Annotated in this window: 24 protein-coding genes; 13 read left to right on the top strand and 11 right to left on the bottom strand. The window is 45.3% G+C overall.

Features of this window, described 5'->3' with window-relative positions; all coding sequences use genetic code 11:
- Positions 1–680: 680 nt before the first annotated feature.
- From FLM48_RS04960 to FLM48_RS04940, 5 genes are all read left to right on the top strand, one after another.
- Entirely contained in the window at positions 681–1,214 is a 534-nt protein-coding gene (locus tag FLM48_RS04960) for a HEPN domain-containing protein (protein WP_179023879.1), read from the top strand.
- Between the two features lie 627 nt (positions 1,215–1,841).
- Complete coding sequence (locus FLM48_RS04955) at positions 1,842–3,140, top strand: DEAD/DEAH box helicase (protein WP_179023877.1); 1,299 nt, start codon at positions 1,842–1,844, stop codon at positions 3,138–3,140.
- Positions 3,141–3,300: 160 nt separating this feature from the next.
- Complete coding sequence (locus FLM48_RS04950; protein WP_179026275.1) at positions 3,301–3,933, top strand: peroxiredoxin-like family protein; 633 nt, start codon at positions 3,301–3,303, stop codon at positions 3,931–3,933.
- A 179-nt stretch (positions 3,934–4,112) separates the two neighbouring features.
- Entirely contained in the window at positions 4,113–4,745 is a 633-nt protein-coding gene (locus tag FLM48_RS04945; protein ID WP_179023875.1) for a DUF2913 family protein, read from the top strand.
- A gap of 35 nt (positions 4,746–4,780) precedes the next feature.
- Positions 4,781–6,262, top strand: coding sequence for a carboxypeptidase M32 (locus FLM48_RS04940; RefSeq protein ID WP_179023873.1), 1,482 nt, complete (start codon positions 4,781–4,783; stop codon positions 6,260–6,262).
- A 38-nt stretch (positions 6,263–6,300) separates the two neighbouring features.
- Here FLM48_RS04940 and FLM48_RS04935 read toward each other — a convergent pair whose 3' ends face one another.
- Positions 6,301–6,669: a hypothetical protein gene (locus tag FLM48_RS04935; protein ID WP_179023871.1), complete on the bottom strand. Its 369-nt coding sequence runs from the start codon at positions 6,667–6,669 to the stop codon at positions 6,301–6,303.
- 209 nt (positions 6,670–6,878) lie between these two features.
- On the opposite strand from FLM48_RS04935, the gene FLM48_RS04930 reads away from it, so the two are divergent.
- The 5 genes from FLM48_RS04930 to FLM48_RS04910 all read left to right on the top strand — a co-directional run bounded on the left by FLM48_RS04930 (position 6,879) and on the right by FLM48_RS04910 (position 11,969).
- On the top strand, positions 6,879–7,970 hold the full coding sequence (locus FLM48_RS04930) for a calcium:proton antiporter (protein ID WP_179023869.1): 1,092 nt from the start codon (positions 6,879–6,881) through the stop codon (positions 7,968–7,970).
- Positions 7,971–8,035: 65 nt separating this feature from the next.
- Positions 8,036–8,689, top strand: coding sequence for a DedA family protein (locus FLM48_RS04925; RefSeq protein WP_179023867.1), 654 nt, complete (start codon positions 8,036–8,038; stop codon positions 8,687–8,689).
- A 50-nt stretch (positions 8,690–8,739) separates the two neighbouring features.
- Positions 8,740–10,131: a magnesium transporter gene (locus FLM48_RS04920; protein ID WP_179023865.1), complete on the top strand. Its 1,392-nt coding sequence runs from the start codon at positions 8,740–8,742 to the stop codon at positions 10,129–10,131.
- Between the two features lie 47 nt (positions 10,132–10,178).
- Positions 10,179–10,829 carry a MarC family NAAT transporter gene (locus tag FLM48_RS04915; RefSeq protein ID WP_179023863.1) on the top strand — a complete coding sequence of 217 codons (651 nt, stop codon included), beginning with the start codon at positions 10,179–10,181 and terminating at the stop codon, positions 10,827–10,829.
- Positions 10,830–11,051: 222 nt separating this feature from the next.
- On the top strand, positions 11,052–11,969 hold the full coding sequence (locus FLM48_RS04910; RefSeq protein ID WP_179023861.1) for a LysR family transcriptional regulator: 918 nt from the start codon (positions 11,052–11,054) through the stop codon (positions 11,967–11,969).
- A gap of 29 nt (positions 11,970–11,998) precedes the next feature.
- Here FLM48_RS04910 and FLM48_RS04905 read toward each other — a convergent pair whose 3' ends face one another.
- Positions 11,999–13,834 carry a mechanosensitive ion channel family protein gene (locus tag FLM48_RS04905; RefSeq protein ID WP_218645329.1) on the bottom strand — a complete coding sequence of 612 codons (1,836 nt, stop codon included), beginning with the start codon at positions 13,832–13,834 and terminating at the stop codon, positions 11,999–12,001.
- 139 nt (positions 13,835–13,973) lie between these two features.
- The gene (locus FLM48_RS04900) at positions 13,974–15,005 is read right to left on the bottom strand and encodes an alpha/beta hydrolase (RefSeq protein WP_179023859.1); all 1,032 of its coding nucleotides are present in this window, start codon (positions 15,003–15,005) and stop codon (positions 13,974–13,976) included.
- A gap of 249 nt (positions 15,006–15,254) precedes the next feature.
- Here FLM48_RS04900 and FLM48_RS04895 point away from each other — a divergent pair, with 249 nt between their 5' ends.
- From FLM48_RS04895 to FLM48_RS04885, 3 genes are all read left to right on the top strand, one after another.
- The gene (locus tag FLM48_RS04895) at positions 15,255–15,734 is read left to right on the top strand and encodes a GNAT family N-acetyltransferase (RefSeq protein ID WP_179023857.1); all 480 of its coding nucleotides are present in this window, start codon (positions 15,255–15,257) and stop codon (positions 15,732–15,734) included.
- Positions 15,735–15,810: 76 nt separating this feature from the next.
- The gene (locus tag FLM48_RS04890; protein WP_028773247.1) at positions 15,811–16,062 is read left to right on the top strand and encodes a DUF2960 domain-containing protein; all 252 of its coding nucleotides are present in this window, start codon (positions 15,811–15,813) and stop codon (positions 16,060–16,062) included.
- A gap of 41 nt (positions 16,063–16,103) precedes the next feature.
- A complete protein-coding gene (locus FLM48_RS04885; protein ID WP_028773246.1) occupies positions 16,104–16,613 on the top strand; it encodes an RDD family protein in 510 nt (169 codons plus the stop codon).
- A 1,178-nt stretch (positions 16,614–17,791) separates the two neighbouring features.
- Here FLM48_RS04885 and FLM48_RS04880 read toward each other — a convergent pair.
- The 8 genes from FLM48_RS04880 to FLM48_RS04845 form a co-directional block, all read right to left on the bottom strand.
- Entirely contained in the window at positions 17,792–18,082 is a 291-nt protein-coding gene (locus FLM48_RS04880) for a hypothetical protein (protein WP_179023856.1), read from the bottom strand.
- 83 nt (positions 18,083–18,165) lie between these two features.
- Positions 18,166–18,516, bottom strand: a complete 351-nt coding sequence (locus FLM48_RS04875; protein ID WP_179023854.1) for a hypothetical protein — start codon at positions 18,514–18,516, stop codon at positions 18,166–18,168.
- A 101-nt stretch (positions 18,517–18,617) separates the two neighbouring features.
- Entirely contained in the window at positions 18,618–18,950 is a 333-nt protein-coding gene (locus FLM48_RS04870; RefSeq protein WP_179023852.1) for a hypothetical protein, read from the bottom strand.
- A gap of 105 nt (positions 18,951–19,055) precedes the next feature.
- Positions 19,056–19,394, bottom strand: coding sequence for a hypothetical protein (locus FLM48_RS04865; RefSeq protein WP_179023850.1), 339 nt, complete (start codon positions 19,392–19,394; stop codon positions 19,056–19,058).
- A 62-nt stretch (positions 19,395–19,456) separates the two neighbouring features.
- Entirely contained in the window at positions 19,457–19,771 is a 315-nt protein-coding gene (locus FLM48_RS04860; RefSeq protein ID WP_179023848.1) for a hypothetical protein, read from the bottom strand.
- Between the two features lie 82 nt (positions 19,772–19,853).
- Complete coding sequence (locus FLM48_RS04855) at positions 19,854–20,186, bottom strand: hypothetical protein (protein ID WP_179023846.1); 333 nt, start codon at positions 20,184–20,186, stop codon at positions 19,854–19,856.
- A 105-nt stretch (positions 20,187–20,291) separates the two neighbouring features.
- A complete protein-coding gene (locus FLM48_RS04850) occupies positions 20,292–20,672 on the bottom strand; it encodes a hypothetical protein (protein WP_179023844.1) in 381 nt (126 codons plus the stop codon).
- A gap of 20 nt (positions 20,673–20,692) precedes the next feature.
- Positions 20,693–21,046 carry a hypothetical protein gene (locus tag FLM48_RS04845; RefSeq protein ID WP_179023842.1) on the bottom strand — a complete coding sequence of 118 codons (354 nt, stop codon included), beginning with the start codon at positions 21,044–21,046 and terminating at the stop codon, positions 20,693–20,695.
- Position 21,047 lies beyond the last annotated feature (1 nt).

Genomic DNA, 21,047 nt, shown 5'->3' with positions numbered 1-21,047 from the left:
ACAAATAAGTCAACTGCGACTTTCTACAGCGAACAATGAAGATAAATCACCCTCGACTTGTTCATAAGCTATTGAAGGTGAATAACTTTTAAGTTAACTTGCTAGTATTAAAAGCAACATGGCTGTCCGTTATTATGCGGAATTCAGCCTAATATACTGTTATACACCTTTCAGGCATGGAGTGCATTTGAATCAATTTAAATCGAATCTACAATCAACAATTAAGTTTGTATCTTTGGTGTATTTTCCGATATCGATATACATAATAATTGATTCGTTGCTGGATAATAATTACGAAAACGCCTTAATTCCATTGTATATGTTGTTTCTATTACCGAGCCTAATGGCTTCCGTTTACATTTTTTCGAAGTTAGAAGGTGTTCAGCTAAATAAATATATAAAAGCGGTAATTTTCTCTGTATTGAGTACGTTAGCTTTTATTCTTTTCTGCGCTGCAGGTGATTATTTAGATGCTCAAGAATTAAACCTTAATTCTATATTTCGTTTTTCAATTTTAAGTTTAATTATTCAAGCATTACTGTATATTCAATTACCGTGGTCTAGTGATAGCGATGTATAACAAGCTAATTAATAAGGACAAAAAACAGTTGGCTGTTTTCGTTCCTCAACATTTTATTGCCCATTATTAGGGCGTTAAATACAAGGAAGGTATCCAAATTATGTCAGTTTCATCGAAAAACTTTAATCTAGCAATTTCTGATGCTCAGGAATTACTAGATTGTTATGACTCATTGAATAAATGTGGAGGCGAATTACCGCCTGAAGTATTAAAACGTGCAACTTTGATAATGGTCTTAACTGCTTGGGAAACATATGTAGAAGACATTGCGACTGAACTTTTTGAAAACAAATTTGGTGCATTAAAAGGCTGTCATGTTGGAAACTTCATGGAAGAACAATTTACGACTCGCCTTAAAATGTTTCATAACCCAGACTCACAAAAAACTAAGAAGTTATTTGAAGAATTCTTTGGAATTGACGTGACAGAAAAGTGGGTCTGGAACAATTACCAACATCCTGATCAAGTGAGGAAAAACTTGAATAAATGGTTAAAAAGAAGAGGCGAGGCTGTTCATCTTGCTCAAGTTGATATAACCAAGCCAGGCATTGTAAAAAGAGATGAATTAGATAAATGTGTAAGATTCTTTTCTGAGTTGGTTATTTCTACTGACAGAACACTAGAATCAGCATAATAGGTATTTAACAAACACTTTAAACTGAACTCAATCAGTAGGCTCAGTTCCGCTTCACTACACATTTTAGCAAACAGTTATCAGCCCTTTAAATGGGCGTTGGGATATGGTGGTCAATAAAAATTGGCCACATCCATAGATGTCTTCTCATATATTCATTGCCATCAAGGCTTGCTTTCTATTTTACCGACTTCACTACCAATAAAAGTAGACGCTACAAGTATTTAAATAAGTTAGGTATTCATCGAACGTGCATACCACAGGCAACGGTAAATTCGAAGAAATAGTTAACCCAGTGCAGGTGCGGTTGAGGGTATCGAAAACATGGATGTTTTCGTTAAGCGGCCATGGATGGCGTAAAGCGTCCCGAAAAAGCACCTGCACATCCCCCGCTGGGAAGGCGTCACTATACTCACTAAATGGCGATAGCCTAACTTTAAACACATACCCCGCCCGGAAGGCGATACCCCCTCCCCCAGCTAAGAAGCCAATATCCAACAGATAAATAATAAAGATCAGGTGCAAACCTAAAAGATTTGCTATACTCCGCGGCCGCTAAATCGCTTAATATTAGTTCAGTGCTCGATTTGGCCTATGCTCAAGTTCGGTAATTAATAGGATATCCCCATGAAATTTGAATCTTTTAGTTTTGCCCCTGAGATTTTGCGCGCTGTCGCTGATTGTGGATATCAGAAAATGACCCCGATCCAACAGCAAGCCATTCCCGCGATTCGCCGTGGCCAAGATGTACTCGCGAGCGCGCAAACCGGTACCGGTAAAACGGCAGCATTTGCTTTGCCTATTTTGCAAAAAATGCTCGATAACCCAAGCGATACCCAGCGTTCTAACACCCGGGCTCTTATTTTAGCCCCAACCCGCGAGCTTGCCGCGCAAGTGGCTGACAACATAAAAGAGTACAGCCGTTACCTGCCTATTTCAGTGCTGACGATTTATGGCGGGGTAAAAATGGATACTCAAGCCAATAAGCTAAAGCGCGGCGCTGATATTATTGTGGCCACACCCGGACGCCTGCTAGAGCACTTGCAAGCCTGTAACCTCAGCTTGTCACACGTTGACTTTATGGTGTTAGATGAAGCCGATCGCATGCTCGACATGGGCTTTATTAGCGATATTCAAAAGATTCTTCAAGCGGTAAACAACAATCGTCAAAATCTACTGTTTTCTGCCACCTTCTCTAGTGCAGTTAAACAACTAGCCAATGAGATGTTGGTTAAACCTAAGCTGATTAGTGTCGACAAGCAAAACACTACCGCGGTTACCGTCAGCCAAGTTGTTTATCCGGTAGAGCAACGCCGCAAACGCGAACTGCTGTCAGAACTCATAGGTAAAAAGAACTGGCAACAAGTGTTGGTATTTACTGCTACCCGCGAAGCAGCAGATACTTTAGTAAAAGAACTCAATCTCGATGGTATTCCATCAGCCGTGGTTCACAGCGAAAAAGCCCAAGGGAATCGTCGCCGTGCGTTACGTGAATTTAAAGAAGGCAAAGTGCGCGCGTTAGTGGCAACAGAAGTGGCGGCTCGTGGTCTGGATATTCCAGAACTTGAATACGTAGTGAACTACGACTTGCCGTTTCTGGCCGAAGATTACGTGCACCGTATTGGCCGTACTGGTCGTGCTGGTCGCAGTGGCGTAGCTATCTCATTAGTCAGCCGTGAAGAAGAGCGCACCTTAGCCGATATTGAAAAATTGATTGGCAATAAAATCCGCCGGATCACCATTCCAGGTTATGAAGTGGGTAGCCGTGAGCTACTTATCAAGCAGCTGCAGAAGCGTCGTAGCTTTGCTAAACGTCAACAGCGTAGCGATAATGTCGGCGCCCAAGTGGTCGCTGAAAAGAACATGGGGTCGCGCCGAGTAAAATTGAAAAACTCAGCCAACGCCAAAACAAAGAAGGCAAAATAATCGACGTACGGTCATAAGATTTTTTGTTACACGATTAAGGCACCAAAAGGTGCCTTTTTTGATCAATATGATTTATTTTCGATCGCGGTGAAATATTTTCTGCACTAGCAGGGTCTTGTTTGGTAACGCAAACAATCAGCCAAATTTTACCGGAGAGAAAATGCCGTTTATTGCCCGTCTTAGCCTACTGTTAATCTTTTTTGCCTTACCCAGCGCAGCTAAACCTATCGCAGACGATGACCTGAGTGTCGCCCCGTTAATGAACGGGCAAACTGTACCATCAGCACAAGTCAGTACGTTAGACGGTAGCCAAACTGATATCGCCAAACTCATTGATGGAAAGCCAAGCGTGATATTTTTTTACCGTGGTGGTTGGTGTCCATTTTGTAATGCCCAAATGGGACAACTAAAAGCCATTGAGCAAGATCTGCTAAAAATGGGCTTTCAGCTGATTGGCATATCACCTGACTCACCTAAAATGCTGCAAGACTCACTTACCGACCAAAAACTTGATTACACTTTAGTGTCTGACAGCGAGTTACATGTAATGCGTGCCTTTGGTTTAGCTTATTACACCAGCGAAAAGACTACCGAACGCTACCGTAAAAAAATGCAGCTCGGCAATAAACTATGGACCACCCCAGCTGGAGATGAGCGTTTAGTGCTGCCTGTGCCAGCCATTTACATTGTTGATGAAGATGGCTTAGTTCACTTTCAATACGTCAACCCTAACTTCCGTGTCCGCGCCGATCCTAAATTGATCATCACCGCCGCCAGCTTGATTGCCGACTAAGCAAACCGTGCGGCTATTATCGCCGCATCACTCCTATTTCGTTAACTCCATGTTGGCCGCAATTGCGGCCTTTTTTTTGGCCTTATCAGGGCTAGCATCACAACTTTGTTTACCGCAACCGCGCAGCATTAAGCTATAATCTTGGCGATAAATTTAGGCGCCTTTTTTGTGGAGACCCCATGTCCGCCCAAACCTATAACCAAGCCATTGTTGAACTTGTCCAAGCCGGTCTTAGCGCACTAGCCGAACGCAAACAAAGTACCAAAGCCATTCAGACACCCGCCGCAGAAAGCCATTTTTTATGTAGCTTTTTGGTACAAGCATTAAAAGAGCGTCGCTTCTCTAAATTGGTTGCTGACGACATAAATACCTGGATCCGCAACGGCCGTAGCATGGGCGCAGGCGCACAACTGCCCGCTTTAATGCAGCGTATCGACGAGCAATACTTAGCCTTAGCAGACAGCAAACAGTTAGGTGACAAGCTGCAAGCGATGCTAGATGAGCTTGACGAACAAGACTGGGTGGTGATTATTGATTGCGATGTTGATACCAAACTGAAACTCGACAGCGATGGTAGCGCCAGCTTAGTGATTGATGCCAGTCAATTTGAGCAACATATCGACCAAGGTGAAGTGGTTAAGGCCATTAACATTTTTGTGCGCGCCGATGAACAGCAACTTGCCGCGGCCGCGGCTAAGCACGGTTTACTACTTAGCCAAGGTAATAAGAAAACCAGCCTAGTCAAACACCATAAAACCTATGTGTTGCAGCCTAATAATCAGCAGCCAGCGTTAGGCTTGTTAGTCAACTAGTCACCGCCTGTTTGTGGTAAAAACAAGGAGCCAGTATGAGCCAAGACAACACTGCCTATCAGCGACTTAGCGCTCGATTTAATCAAATAGCCCAATTTGAACATCTCAATGCGCTCGGCGATTGGGATCAGGCCACCATGATGCCTCCTGGTGGCAGTGAAGCTCGGGCAGGTGCTATGGCAGAGCTGGCTAAACACATCCACCAGCTTAAAAGCGATCCGCAAGTGGGTGAATGGCTAGAGTACGCCCAAGATGAAACCTTAACGTCAACTGAGCAGGCCAACTTAAGGGAGATGCAGTATCACTATGGCCAAGCAACCGTAGTGCCCAGCGACTTAGTAGAAGCCAAAACTAAACAGGCCTACGCCTGTGAACATGCCTGGCGTGAGCAACGCGCCAATAACGACTGGCAAGGTTTTGCACCTAACCTCAAAAAGGTGATCAGCTTAGTGCGTGAGGAAGCGCAAATTCGGGGCGAGCAGCAACAGCTATCCCCGTATGATGCCTTGCTGCAAAAGTTTGAGCCGGGAATGGACAGCCAACGCATCAGTGATATTTTCAACCAAGTTAAAAGCTGGTTACCACAACTGATTAGCCAAATACGAGCCAAACAACAAAGCCAAGCTAGCATTGTCATCCCGCCATACAGCGCCGACAGCCAAGCAAAGCTTGGTCGCGCAGTCATGAGCTTGCTCGGTTTTGACTTTAATCATGGTCGACTCGATATCAGCAGTCACCCATTTTGTGGCGGCAGCAGTAGCGATATTCGCCTCACTACCCGCTTTGACGAAAGCGATTTTACCAGCGGCTTGATGGGGATCATTCATGAGACTGGTCATGCACGTTATGAACAAGGCCTGCCCATTGAATGGCGCGGCCAGCCCGCAGGGCAGTATCGGTCAATGGCGATTCACGAAAGCCAAAGCCTGTTCTTCGAGATGCAAATGGCCCGTGGCAGTGGCTTTCTAAGTCTGTTAGCGCCGTTACTGAAACAACACTTAGGCAGTGAGCTTTCACTAGCGCAACTGCAGCAAATTTATTCGCGAGTGGAGCCTGGCTTTATCCGCGTTGATGCCGATGAAGTCACCTACCCATGCCATATCATGCTGCGCTTTGAAGCGGAGCAAGCCATGGTTAACGGCGAACTTACGGTCGATGACCTACCTGATTTTTGGGATCAACACATGCAGCAACTGCTAGGGTTAAGCACCAAAGGCAATGATAAAATGGGCTGTATGCAAGATATTCACTGGCCAGTGGGTGAACTGGGTTACTTCCCAAGCTACAGCTTAGGCGCCATGTATGCCGCGCAGTTCAAGCACAGTATTGAGGCGCAACTAGGTGATATCGACAGCCTAGTTAGTGCGGGTAAGCTCAATGATATCTGCGCTTGGCTACAACAGAACATTTGGTCTAAAGGCGCATTATTGACCACCGATGAGCTGGTCAAACACGCCACCGGGGAGTCGCTCAACCCCGATCATTTTAAGCACCACTTACAGCAGCGTTATCTATAGCCGCTCAACAAAGTGCTTTGCCATGTTCACGTGCCACATCAAGCCGCTGTGGTACGTGGCTCCACCACAAAACGCCCTTCTGCCTGGCCTTGCAAGATATTGGCAAAGGTCTTTGGCATGGGGGCAATATCTATCCGTACTTCATCCAACCAAAAAATATCAATCAGTAAGTGAAGATCTTTGGCTAGTGTGATGCTGTCTTCAATCGAGATCTGAGTGATATCAATACCGCTTTGCCAAAACGGCACCGCAATATAAATCAACCTCTCCCCAGTTTGCAGTTGCTCGTTTGCGCAAGCCATTACCTGCGAGAACTGCTGAGTATCAATCAACCTTATCAAACAATCACCATCGCCTACATCAAGAATTTGATAGCAGCGATCGTGCAGGTAAACCATCGTTTCCATAATTGAACCATAGTCAGTAAAAACCCCATCTTAGCCCTGCACTATTCACAACCACATGAATTACAGAAATGCATATTTGACTATCGAGCCAATGCAAAAATGAATTTGTGGAAACCATAGGCCCAACAGTGCGCACTGCTTAATCTACTCGCCAAGGCAATCCGGCCAACGTCTAGCTTCTCTTTGCTGATAAACTTTAGGAAACCACTATGTTTACTGCACTTAAAGGTGAATATCCGCTAATACTCGGCATATTTACCATTATCTTTTTCAAACTGATTGGTGAGAACCTACTCGCCACCAATCTGGCAATCGTACCCTACCTGGTCACTACAGCAGTGTTGTTTTATGTGGTGATGCGGATGATCTTCGCGGTCGTGAGGCATTCCGATGCCTTAGCCATTAAATTAGGCGACCCCTACGGTACCCTCATTCTGACACTGGCTGTGATTTCGCTAGAGGTGATCATGGTGTCATCGGTCATGTTAACTGGTGATGCAAATCCCGTGCTCGCCAGAGACACTATGTTTGCTGTAGTGATGACGGTGCTCAATGGTTTTGTCGGTGTGACCCTGCTCATTGGTGGGATTAAATATCACACTCAAAGCTATAACCTCGATGGGATTAAAGCCTACATGCTGGCAATTATCCCACTGGCAACCCTATGTTTAGTGCTACCGAATTTCACCAGCACCGATGCCCAAGGCAATATGTCTACAGGCTTAACCTGGACATTGGTACTAGCCTCAATCGCACTTTACGGGCTATTTCTGTTTATTCAAACCCGCAGTCATACACACTTTTTTATCGATGCGGACAATCAAGATGACCATGACCACCATGGGCCAGTAAACAGCACCGTATTCCACAGCGTGATGTTAGTTGCCTATCTTGCGGTAGTGATTCTACTGGCTAAGGGCTTAGCCATTCCAATCAATGACAGTATTTCAGTGATGGGAGCACCAGCTGCCCTGGGCGGTTTAGTGGTGGCATTAATCATCTTGGCACCCGAAGCCGTTGGCGCCATCAAAGCAGCACTAAGTAACCAGCTTCAGCGCGCTATGAACCTGTTCTTTGGTTCGGTGCTGGCCACCATCGCCTTAACCGTACCCGCAGTGTTATTTATCTCAAACTTTGTCAATGAGCCGATTCAATTAGGGCTAGCACCAGCAGAGATGGTGCTATTAGGGGCAACGTTACTGATGAGTATCGTCAGCTTTAGCAGCGGCAGAACCAACTCCCTCAACGGTGCGGTGCATCTAGTACTGTTCTTCGCCTACATCATTTTGATGTTCGACTAATTCATTAAGCTCGAAAGCAGCCTGCATGCCTAACGCGCAGGCTGCATGATTTATTTGAGGTTTTTATGTCTGAAATGCTAACGGCCATTTGGCTGCAAGATTTTGATGCCTTGTTGGCAATGCCATCGTTTTTATTACTACTACTGCTACTGACATTAGTACTGTTTTTAGAATCGAGCTTTTTCTTTCTACCGTTACCGGGTGATGGCCTAGTGCTATTTGTCGGTGGCATGATTGGTATGGGGTTCATTGAGTTCTATCCCGCATTCATCCTACTCACCTTAGCAGCGTTTAGCGGCACCATGCTCGCCTATTACCAAGGCTACTGGTTGCAAGATGGCCTTTTCATGCAAAAGGCGCAGCGCAGCTTACCGAGCAACGCATTACCTAAAGCCAAGAAACTGTTGAATAAATACGGCTTACTGTCGTTATTTTTCTCACGTTTTGTGCCCTTTGTACGGGTACTGACCCCGATGCTAATGGGCATTACTCACATTAACCCGTGGCGAACGCTGTTCATCAGCCTCATCAGTGCGGCCTATTGGGTGTTAACCCTATTACTTGTCGGCCAATGGGTGATTAAACACCCTTTAGTGAGTGAGTACCAACCCTTGCTAACTAAATGGCTGATTATAGGGAGTTTTGGCCTAATGCTCGTCGCTTCTTGCACCCTTATTGTTCGACTATTTAAACGCAATAGACATAGCAAAACCGTGTGATCGCCCATGACCTTGAAGATCCACAAAACAACTAGGGATACGCAACCGATATGACCCGACTCGCACCCGCGTTACACTCAGAACAAGCGGTAGCATTGCATCACGCATTGCTAACCGCCATTGAGCAAGCTAATCACACTACGATTGTTGAATTGGCCAGCCATGCTGATTCAGTCAATCTAGCGTTAGTACTGCGCCGACTTGAGGAGATTGATACCATACAACTATGGCGATTACTCAACCAAGATGAGTCACAAACTGCGACTCACTTGTTTAACCACCTCACCACAGAACAACAGGTCGCATTAATCCAAGGGTTACCATTTAGTATCGCAGGTAACTTGTTTCATGATTTGCGTTCTGTCGATCGTCGTAAGCTATTACTGCTATTACCAAAGACTCTGAGGAAGCAATTACTACAAACACTGCCGCAAGCAACTCAAACTGAGCAACATGCCAGCCTTGCCTATCATTCACATTTCGCAGGTGGTATCTGCAACAATGACATCATTAAGGTTTCGGGATTAAGCCAAGTCAGTGAACTGCAGCAGCAACTGCAAAATCAAGGCCTGTTCACTGAAAAGTTAGAATGGCGCTACGTGTATCTATATGACCAATATGGTAACTATCTGGGCGCGGTAAAAATCCATGATCTGTTGCTGCTTGCACCTGAAGATATCTTGGTCGATCACATTGATCCGAGCATCGTCAGCATCGATCCACAACTTGATTTACAAACATTGAGCCATGAACTCGACAACAGTGTTCACCCCACCTTACCGGTGGTCGACAGTAATGGCTTACAAATTGGTGTTGTTGGCCGCAACCAGTTAAATCAGGCATTGCTCGAACAATCCCAGCAGCAACTTTTAGAAAACTCAGGAGTATTGGGTGGTGACGAGTTCCGTCACATGCCGACCTTTTCCCGTAACCTCCGTCGGCTTGCATTTTTGTTGCCGTCGGTGGTGCTCAGCTACGCCGCCATTTCCATCATTACTAACTTTGAATCTTTGATTGAGCAGATTGCTCTGCTAGCAGCTATTTTACCGCTAGTGGCAAACCTTTCTGGTGCGGCGGGAAATCAGGCAGTGGCAGTATCAATACGTGAACTATCAACGGGCCATATCAGCTACAAGGACTTGCTGTTTGTCGCGGCCAAAGAGCTGCCTATTGGTGCCATCAACGGTGTCATTCTCGGCACTATTATGGCAATGCTATTAGTTTTCACCCAGCAACAGCTAGACATTGGTCTACCGATCATTGTGGCATTGGCTTATACCATCTCATCAACGCTAGCAGCGGTAATCGGCGGTTGCTTACCACTGATACTAAAAGGGTTAAGGCTCGACCCTGCCATGCTTTCAAGCCCCATTTTAACCACAGTAACCGATGCAATTGCCTTTTTCTCTGTACTGATTCTATGCCAAATGTTCTTACTGTGATCCTTGAGTTTTTATGAACTTGCCAACTAAATTTATGAGAATAAACTATGCACTTTGAAACCTTATTTACCTACCTTATCCTCACCGTCATTGGTCTGCTACCTATGATGAACCCACCTGCTGCGGCCTCGATTTTTCTTGGTCTCAGCAAAGGCAAAGATCGGCAATACATGACTAAGCAATCAAAAACCGTCGGTATCTACCTGTTCTTTGCCCTCACTATCACCTTTTTAATTGGCACATCAGTGTTGGAGCTTTTTAGCATTTCAATTCCTAGTCTTAGGCTAGGCGGCGGCATGATAATTATGGTGATAGGCTTTAACATGCTGTTTCCTAAGCCCACTACCAATGAGTGCCCTAATAGCCAAGGTTCAATCGCGCTGGTACCGCTGACAATCCCATCCCTGTGCGGCCCAGGCACCATGGCACTGATCATCAGCTTGGCTGCTGAAATCGCCACCGACCAACAACCTGTGGCGAGTTTAAGTATTTATAGTGGCGTGGTCATGGGTTTTGCCATTGTCAGTGCCATCGCGGCATTTACCTTAAGCATGGCCTACCCACTGTTAAAGCTACTGGGTGACAGCGGCATTAATGCCTTTACTCGCATCATGGGCTTTTTATTGATTTGTATGGGCGTGCAGTTCTTTACTGCAGGTATTGCCGAAGTGGTACAAGAGATAGCATTAATCCTGTAACCCTGCAGCAACCAAGCCTACTTTTTCAAGTAGCAAACGCTGCACGGTTTGGCATCAACCTCGGGTAATAAGCTTACAACGCCCCCATGCCAAACCGTCGCAGCAAGTCAAACTCCCCTGCAAACAACACCAGCATATAGATATTTCCAATAGTTATTATTTCCCTTATGCTTAACACACTTGGCTCATTATCAAAGCCATCGACAGTAGGCATATTGCACGATGAAAAACGTACAAGATTTAGATCTCAATCTGCTCAAAATACTCAAAGCGGTAGTGGAAACCCGCAACACTCACGCAGCAGCAGACAAGCTCGGCATTTCGCAAACCAGTGTCAGCCGAGGCTTAGCCAAACTGCGAGAGTCATTTGGCGATCAGTTATTTGTGCGCAAAGCCCATGGCGTTGAACCTTCAGAGCTCGCCGAAAAACTCGCCGAAGCTGCCGATGAAATGTTCAACCCCATTGTCAAAGTGATAGAGCAATACCAAGAGTTTGACCCGCAAACCTATGCGGGTACCATCACGCTGGCCATGCATATTTATTTTCTTGAAATACATGGTGAGGCTATCTTTGACAAGTTGCGTCAACAGCTTCCTAACGCTAAGTTCAAGTTAAACTATTGGCAAGATAACTCGTTAACAGAAGTGCTCAAAGGCGAGATAGATTACCTCATCCATCTCAGCGGCTACCCGCTGCCTCAAGATGTCTATCAGCATAACCTCAAACAGGTCAAATTCGGTATTGTCGCCAAGAAAGACCACCCGGTACTCAGTCAGGGCTCAGACTGGGAAACCATGCACTCATTGCCGGTAGCGCGCGTGGCTGTAGACGGCCTGAACACTAAACGCTCCCCCATAGAAGAGATATATTTGAATAAAGGCTATCAAGCCAATGTGGTATTAGTGACCCACAACGTCAATGTGGTGATTAACCAGCTTAAACATTCAGATGCAATCCTATTTGGCAGTGCCGTGGTGGCCGCCATGGATGATGAGCTAGCCTTTTATCCGCTGCCCCCTCTAGCAGCACAATACCGACAAGTTCAGTACTTTGGTGGTTATCTGCAGTCCAAAAGAGGATTACCGCTAAACCAATTGCTGCAACACACAATTGAAGAGTTTTTTAGCGCGCTCCCCTAAGCTATCATTCGCAGCGGAACCAATGCCGTTTAGCCTTGGGACTTTTGCCGCGTCGCTGCTGTATTGGCGGGATAAATAATGGTATCGGTAATTTCATAACGATATTCCGCACTAAAGTCAGGAAACGGAAAGTTATGATTATCGTGCCATTGTTGCACAGTATCAGTGGCTTTTTGTTTATGTTGCGCATCGATTGCCGCCAATTTACCTGCAAACTGATATTGATTAGAAAACGCCAGTTGGGCGCCAACCAGCTCAACCTGGCGCATCACCATAAACAACACATCTTCCTGAACCGCCATAAACTCCTCAGTATCGCGGCACTTGATATAAACCACCACATTGATTAAATAGGCAAATTCCCCGACCCCCATAAATCGCACCCTCACTGGGTCTTCGTCAAGCATAGGATGCTGCAATAACACCCGACGTACATTGACTAAGAGCAGTCGCAATTGATCTTGGCTCAGCTCGGAACGAAAACGAAACACATGCTCCATCCGGCGCTTATCTCGACGTTCTAAATTATCCACTTCCATATTGGCAAACTCAGAGTTAGGGATGGTGATTAGCGAACGCTCTAAAGTGCGAATGCGAGTCGAGCGTAGGCCAATGCTTTCAATCGTGCCTAAATTGTCACCGTAACGGCACAGCTCGCCAATTTTAATGCCGCCATCTGCATACAAGGTCAAACCGTTAATCACATTTTCAAGTACTGGCCGAATCGCTAATGCCACTGCTAAGCCGCCCACACCTAAACCGGCCAAAATAGGCGAAATTGACACCCCCATAAACTCAATCACGTAAATGCCCAGTAACGCGATAGTTAGCCCACCTGCTATCCGTGCTAATACGATCAACAAAGATGAGTCAACGTGACGGCCTTGGTGCTTTTTAAACACCAATATAGCCGCAATATAGTTAAAGGTGGCCATGATAAGCCATGAGATAAAGAAGAACTGACCAATCAAAAATGACGACGAGAAAAACTGATAAACTTGACCGGTGATCCAAATACCATCATCTATCACCCGTCGCGTCACCGCGAGGATGATGACAATCGCCACCAAGGCGAGCAGCTTACCCACTTTCCATTTAATGCTTTTCTGCTGCCAGCGATCATTCCAACGCCGCCCCAGCATAAAGCAAACTTGAATGCATAACTTGCAACTGAACATCACCAGCAAAATAGCCAACCACTGCCAAGCCGGTAGCGGGCCATACAATTGACTAAAAGAGCTGGGCAATGAATCAATCAACTGCTTGGAAAACAGCGGCCCTGGGCTAACTAAAAATATCTGATACAGATCAGCGCGCTCTTCCTGCACATGAGGCAATGCAGACACCTGCCGATACCAGCGTGGCAACTGTGCCACGGTATTGGCTGAAAAGCGAAATTGACCATGGCTGGCCGATTGTGAAATTAACAAGTCTGTCTGCGATAAGCGCCAACTTGTTAGCTCGTTGCGGTTGACTTCGGCAACATTGGGCGCATCAGCCAAGCTGGCAGGATCCATTCTGGCAATGATTTCCCGCAACAACACCACTCGTTCCATCACCACCACCGTACGGGCACGGTTGGCGACCAAAGACAAGTCCATCGTTCGCAAGGTTTGCTCTAGCGCGTGCTGCGCTTCGCTTTGACTTAACTGCTCGTTGAGCCAGTGCTGGATCACTATGTCAGAAAAATGAACAAAGCTGGCTAACGTGGCTTTGGGGCTGCGGATATCAGCTAAGTGCTGCTCATTATTAGCCAATGCTTGAGCGCTGCAAAGCCAAAGTAGCATCATTAAGTTAAGCCATGAAATCAGCCTAAATTTGCTGGGTAATACTGAACAGTAATGACGCCAAACACGAGTTAGCATTCAGGCTCCTTAATATTGACCATCAGTTAGCGAAAATTACCCAGTGCAGCTCTAAGCTAGTAGCTGCCTACCCCGTGAATTTTCACTAAAAGCGCAACGATAAAGAAGGCTGCCGGTATCGGCAGCCTTGGTCGAGAGATTACTTCAAGTGCAGGTTAAAGAAAGCGTTAAGCTCTTTTATTGCATCATCAGATTCAGGAAACGGTGTCATTGCACCATGCAAGTAATCTGCATGGGATTGGCCATCATAAATATGCAACTGGGCATCAACATCAGCGGCGCGCAACACTCGGTGCATACGCACTGTGTCGCTAAGCAACAAATCGCGGGTGCCTGAAATCAACAAGGTAGGTGGAAACTGCTCAATATTAGCGTTCACAGGTGATAATAACGGGTCACTCAAAGGCGTCTCTCCCGCATAAAGATCCATAGCGCCTTGCACTAAGCCGTCACGTTGCCCAAGCGGATCTAACCCTTGCAAGGTGTACCAACTGTCTGTGGTTTGCGCGAGATCTGTGGCTGGCGTCCCGGTAAATAGCGCCGCAGGTAATGGTAGGTCATGTTGCTGCAACTTCAACGTGGTGGCTAAAGTTAAGTTGCCTCCAGCTGATGTACCAAATAGTGCCATCGATTGCGGATCGTGAGCTTCTAGTAGCGCTTTCCATACCGCAACACTGTCTTCTAGTGCCGCTGGATGCGCGTGCAATGGCGGTTTACGATAATCAATCGACACCACTTTAACCCCCAAACCATTCGCTATCCATACCGCCTCACGCAGCGCAGACTCTTGGCCACCAAACACGAAAGCACCGCCATGTAAGTGAACAAATAAGCGCTGCTGATGCTCCTTTGCAATCTGTTTAGGCGTCACCACAAACGTATCAACACCGGCTATTTGCTGTTGCTCGTAGCTCACCTGATGCTTTTCAGCTAGCGCTTTACCTAACGCAATACCCGGCGCATCAAATTTCTTTTGAAAAGCTTGCCACTGCTGCAGTGTTTGCGGCGTAGGCACACTAACTGGCGCAGCGCGATCAGCAAGGATTTGTCCAAACTCTGCCGATACTCCTACCGGTGTTGGAACATCGTCATGATTGGCAACCGCCATCGAACTGGTAATAGCCGCACTAAGGGCTAAAGTAGGGAGTAAGCTAAATACGGTCGATTTCATAAGGCCTCCAACAGGCGAGTAAATAGTGGGCGTGATAACGCGATGGAGGCATTATGTGGCAGCCAATAAGCTAATCCCATGAATTAGAGAAATTCAAATTTGCGCCGAGCAATTATCCTTTTGTCAGGCGTAGTACCTCAAACTGTCCCGCTGATTAAATACTCACTCGCCCCGCATTCACGGCGGTTCAGCGACTGTGGTAAACTGGCGAAATCGACCCCTTAATCACCTACCTAAGCGGTACTGACGATGCAAATACGCCGTATTAACGCCAGCGACTGGCCAGCGATTATGGATATTCAAGCGGCGAGTTATCCCAGTATTGAACCTGAATCGTTAACCGTGATGCAAAACAAAGCCGAGCTTGGTCCTCAAACCAGCTTTGTCGCCGAGCATCATGGCAAGATCATCGGCTACTGTTTAGCGCATCCGTGGTTGTTAGGCACACCTCCGGCATTGGCGCAGCAGCTCAGCCCTTGCCCGCAACCCGACACTTTGTATTTACACGATATGGCGCTTGCGCCTCTAGCGCGTGGCCAAGGGTTAGGTCAGGCATTTTTTCAACAACTATTGCAACAGGGCCAACAACTGCAGCTTGGCAGTATCAGCTTGGTGGCTATCGCGGGCGCCAGCAGCTACTGGTCGACCATGGGTTGTGAAATCTGCCCTATCGACAAAGATTTAAGCAGCTACACCACTGATGCCTGCTATATGGTGCGTCGGTTATAGTAGGCACACAGCACAAATTACGCTAAAATCGGCGCGAAAATTCTGCCCTCACGGGCTGCACAGCATAGAGAATCACATGGCACGTAAAGTCGGCTACACCTTTAAAAAGCAGTATAAAGAGATTAACTTTGTCTACGACAGGTACCACGACATGTACGAAGCCGTGGCCGATGCCGAAGGGATTGACCTTACGCGCTTTCTTGCCATGGAAGCCCAAGTCGCCATGACCTCTAAAGGCTCCAAAGCGGTAAAAGATTTTCGCATTAAAGAGTTTGAACGCTTTGGCTTTAACAATATCCATTTCATTCGTGAAGAAGAACAAGAATAAGCCTAAACAGCAGCCCTGTTTCACAACCGATAGGATCTCCCATGTCCAATTTTGAACATGCTAACTTTCCCCGCGCTGGCTTTTTTCGTCGCATCGGCGCCATTGTTTACGATCTGTTATTAGCCGTAGCGGTTTACATGATTGCTGGCGCCATTGGCTTTGGCGTGTTTACCGCCCTGACCTCAAGCGGCATGATTGCCATGCAAGATTACGAACATGTATCAGACTTGCTCAACGGCACGCCACTTTACAAAGGCATTTACCAATTGTGGATCACCTTATGTGTGGGCGCTTTTTATGTGGCCTTTTGGAGCCGCGGCGGCCAAACACTTGGCATGCGCGCATGGCGACTTAAGATTCAGCACCCCAACGGCCAAAGCCTCAGTGCAGTCACCGCCACCGCCCGCCTTGTCTGGTCACTACTGGGCATCGGCAACCTATGGATTTTGATTAACGGTGACAAACTAGCCTTGCAAGATATGATGACCCGCTCTGAAGTGGTGGTGTTATCAAAAGAAGCCAACCAGCTGCGTAATTGGCGGGGAGTGTAATACCAATCAGTATAAGAAATTGATCTACTCAGAGTGTTTTTGGCAAGCTAATTCAAGGCGGATTATTGACATAATGGTCATTCCCTTATGAGTTAATTCAACGCCGAAGTAGTAAGCCAAAAACACTCCTACTGGCGAGTTTTAGCGGCTTTGATGCTGCGTTAATGAACTTGAACGTAGAATGACTATGCTCTTCATTCCTTGCCTTACCTCAAAGCCGCTAAACTCTCGCTGAGCGATCAAATCTTTATTCTGATTGGTATAAACCTTCAAACTAAGGCTTGGTTCGCTTCCCAGCAGGGGATGTGAGTAATCATCACCTGATGATTTAGCGAAGGGTTTCGCTTCCCAGCGGGTAATAGTTGGACGCTCATTCAACGTTGAGCGGTAACATCCGCCAAACTACGTTTGGCAATAGATCGCAGGATTCCATCCTGCACCGGGCAAGGAGGACTGCTCGTCTTATTCAGTTTGAATTTTCAATATCCTCCTTGCAACCACCATAACGCCCGGCGAACATTTCAAACAGCGAAATTTCGCGACGGGAAAACCCTTGTCGCTTCTAGCCGTAGTTCAATCTAATTAGGTTATCTATCTATTACATCTTCATGGAACAATAAACGGTAGATTCGAAGAGAAATTATATCCAGTACAAGCGCGGCTGTGACTGTCCATGACAGGGATGTCATGGCCAAGCGTATAGGGATATATCCACAGCGTGTCACAGAAGTGCTTGTACATTCGCCTGCCGCAGGCATCACGACACTTTCAGTGTATGGCAATAGCCTAACTATAAACACATACCCCGCCGGAAAGGCGATATCTCGCGACGGGAAAATCTTTGTAGCGTCTGGCCTTAGTTGAATCTAAATATGTAAAACACTTATCGAACCTTAATGCCACACCATGCCGCAAATTCGAAGATAAATTATATCCAGTACAAGCGCAGTTGTGACTGTCCATGACAGGGATGTCATGGCCAAGCGTATAGGGATATATTCAAAGCGTGTCACAAAAGTGCTTCTGCATTCGCCTGCCGCAGGCATCACGACACTTGTGGATATGGATATGGATATGGATATGGCAATAGCCTAACTTTAAACAAATACCCCGCCGGAAAGGCGATATCTCGCGACGGGAAAACCCTTGCCGCTTCTGGCAATCCTAACTTACCCGACTCATAAATGCTGGCCATACAGTATGAAATGAATTGCACCAATAACTAGTAGCAATACCAAGGACAGCAGCATCCAACCAGCAAAGACACGATCAATAGGCCGACTAAACTTCAAAATAGCCTCATCATTAACAAAAGCTTGATTGTCAGCTTTATTGCGAATAAGGACAATTGCATACATAGAGAATCGCATACCAATGCCTGAATCCCAACCAGGTAATTCAATGCCCTCAATGGCCATTTCTCGCTCAATGCGTTTGATAGATAGCCGATGAAATAATATGGTACTCATGCACCATGAAAATATCAGAAGTACAAAAATTGATAGAAAAGTGATGTCTAGAATAGTTATTTCCATAAATTACCAACTTATTTTTAGTCAAAATAAATTGCATGAATAAGGCAACCTAAACAAAGCAGCCCAAAAGACACTCGCAGCCACATAGATAAGAACCAGTCAATTTTACGAGTATGTCGCTTTATGGCTGCCACATTAACAAAAGGATTAGTGTCCGGGTAATTAGGTCGCAATATAATCGTCGAATACATGGCTAGACGTGTCCCGACTCCCCTATCCCACTGAGGCGGCTCAATACCTTCTTTACTCATTTCTCGCTCAAGATGTTTCACAGTAACTTGCGCGAAAACCAATACACCAACTCCCCAAGCAAGAAATATGATTACTGAAGTAATTACAAAAACAATTTCAATTAGCGGCATATCCACTATATCGCCCTATCCTTAACTCGAAATGCCCTAGTCATATCAATATGCTAAGTCCCGTTAACTACAATCAAAAACCTAAATGAAGCATTTACTAAGCACGCTTAATAGAACAATGCTATGAGCATTAAAATGACAAATGAACTCATCATCCAAATAGCTAAAAAGCGATCGATTGGACGGGCATACTTGAGCACTGCTGCGTCATCTATTGGTGATCGCGCTGCCGCCTTGTTACACACTAATACCATCGCGTACATGCCATACCGCATACCTACACCGCTATCCCATGAAGGAATCGATTGCTGCTCCTTAGCCATCATTTTTTCTAAATAACGACCAGAAAATATCGTGAATGCTAGAAAACTTACACTCCAACTTATCAGCAGCAATACAGGAAAAAGCAAATACCAATCTTCAAAAATTGATGACTCCATACATTTTTCACCTAAAACCAAGAGCTATTTGAGCTACAACTCATTTCACGAAAAACATATTTGCAGATGAACGTAACTAAAGCGCCATAGCCAACTCATATTTAACTAATTGGATAGAAAATAAAAACACACACAAAAGAACATCGCACCGATAAAGGAAATAACAGTCCAAAAAGCAAGAATTCTATCGACTTTTCTTGCGTACTTTAAAACGGCTAGATCATCAATTGGCGAAACTTTTGCTGCCGTATTGGCAACAAGCACCATGGCATACATGTTGTATCGAGTGCCTATCCCACGATCCCACCTAGCTTGGTTCAAGGCATCTTGTTTCATTTTTCTCTCGAGGTAATTACCTGATACCTGCATAAATACCAGCACACTTACCATCCAATTAATGCTAAAAATGCCTGTAGCTAGCAATATTAAGTCAACAAATTTCATTTCAGTATCTGTAGAAATGCCAAGCCCTGTCATTTCAAGAAAGGGCTTCCGCAACGATTTATTTATTGTTCAAAAAAAACAAGATTAATTAAACTAGCTAGAAAAAGCAGCCCAAACGACACTCGCAGCCACATGGATAAGAACCAATCAATTTTTCGACTATGTCGCTTTATGGCTTTGACATTAACCAAGGGATTAGTATCCGGGTAATTTGGCCGCAATATAATCGACGAATACATCGCCAGCCTCATGCCTATACCACGATCCCACTGAGGCGGCTCAATCCCCTCTTTACTCATTTCTCGTTCGAGATGTTTCACAGTGACTTGCGCGAAAACCAAAACACCAACTCCCCAAGAAAGAATCAAAATAGCCAAAAAAATTCCAAAGTATAAACTCATATTCGCCAAACAAACATTTATGAATTATTAAACAACTGATTTAAATGACAATTAAAGGCTAATCTAAAAAAGCCAATACAAGAAAAAAAATAAACGAATCCATGGTCCAAATAGCTAAAAAGCGGTCAATTGGACGGGCATACTTAAGTACTGCCGCATCATCGATTGGTGATCGCACTGCCGCCTTGTTAAACACTAATACCATCGCGTACATGCCATACCGCATTCCAACACCGCTATCCCATGAAGGAATCGATTGCTGCTCCTTAGCCATCATTTTTTCCAAGTAACGACCAGAAAATATCGTAAATGCTAAAAAACTCACTAGCCAACTAACAAAAAACAAACCAGAAAAAAGCAAATACCAATCTTCAAAAATTGATGGCTCCATACATTTTTCACCCGAAACCAAGAGCTATTTGAGCTACAAATCATTTCACGAAAAACATATTTGCAGATAGCCGTAACTAAAGCGCCCTAGCCAACTCATATTTAACTAATTGGATAGAAAATAAAAAAACACACAAAAGAACATCGCGCCGATAAAGGAAATAACAGTCCAAAAAGCAAGAACTCTATCGACTTTTCTTGAGTACTTTAGAACGGCCTGATCATCAATTGGCGAAGCTTTTGCAGCCATATTGGCAACAAGTACCATGGCATACATGTTGTATCGAGTGCCTATGTCACGATCCCACCTAGCTTGGTTCAAGGCATCTTGTTTCATTTTTCTCTCGAGGTACTTACCTGGTACCTGTATAAATACCAGCACACTTACCATCCAACTAATGGTAAAAATGCCCGTAGCTAGCAATATTAAGTCAACAAATTCCATACCTGTGTCTGCAGAAACGCCAAGCCCTGTCGTTTCAAACAAGCTCTTTCTAAACGACTTCTTTATTGATCAAAAAAAATGAAGTAAATCAAGCTGACTAAACAGAGTAAAGCAAAAGAGACTCGCAGCCACATAGATAAAAACCAATCAATTTTTCGACTATGTCGCTTTATGGCTGCAACATTAACTAAAGGATTTGTGTCTGGGTAATTAGGCCTCAATATAATCGTCGAATACATGGCAAGTCTCATGCCCACTCCACGATCCCAACGAGGCGGTTCAATACCCTCCTTACCCATTTCTCGCTCAAGGTGCTTTACAGTGACCTGCGCGAAAACCAATATACCGACTCCCCAAGCAAGAATAATAAGCACAGAGGCAACAATAAAAACTATCTCTATTAGTGGTTTATCCATT

It is taken from the genome of Shewanella sp. Scap07 (assembly GCF_013394145.1).
Taxonomy (GTDB): domain Bacteria; phylum Pseudomonadota; class Gammaproteobacteria; order Enterobacterales; family Shewanellaceae; genus Shewanella; species Shewanella waksmanii.
The sequence above is the reverse complement of the archived record's forward strand: the minus strand, read 5'-3'. Positions and strand labels throughout refer to the sequence as shown.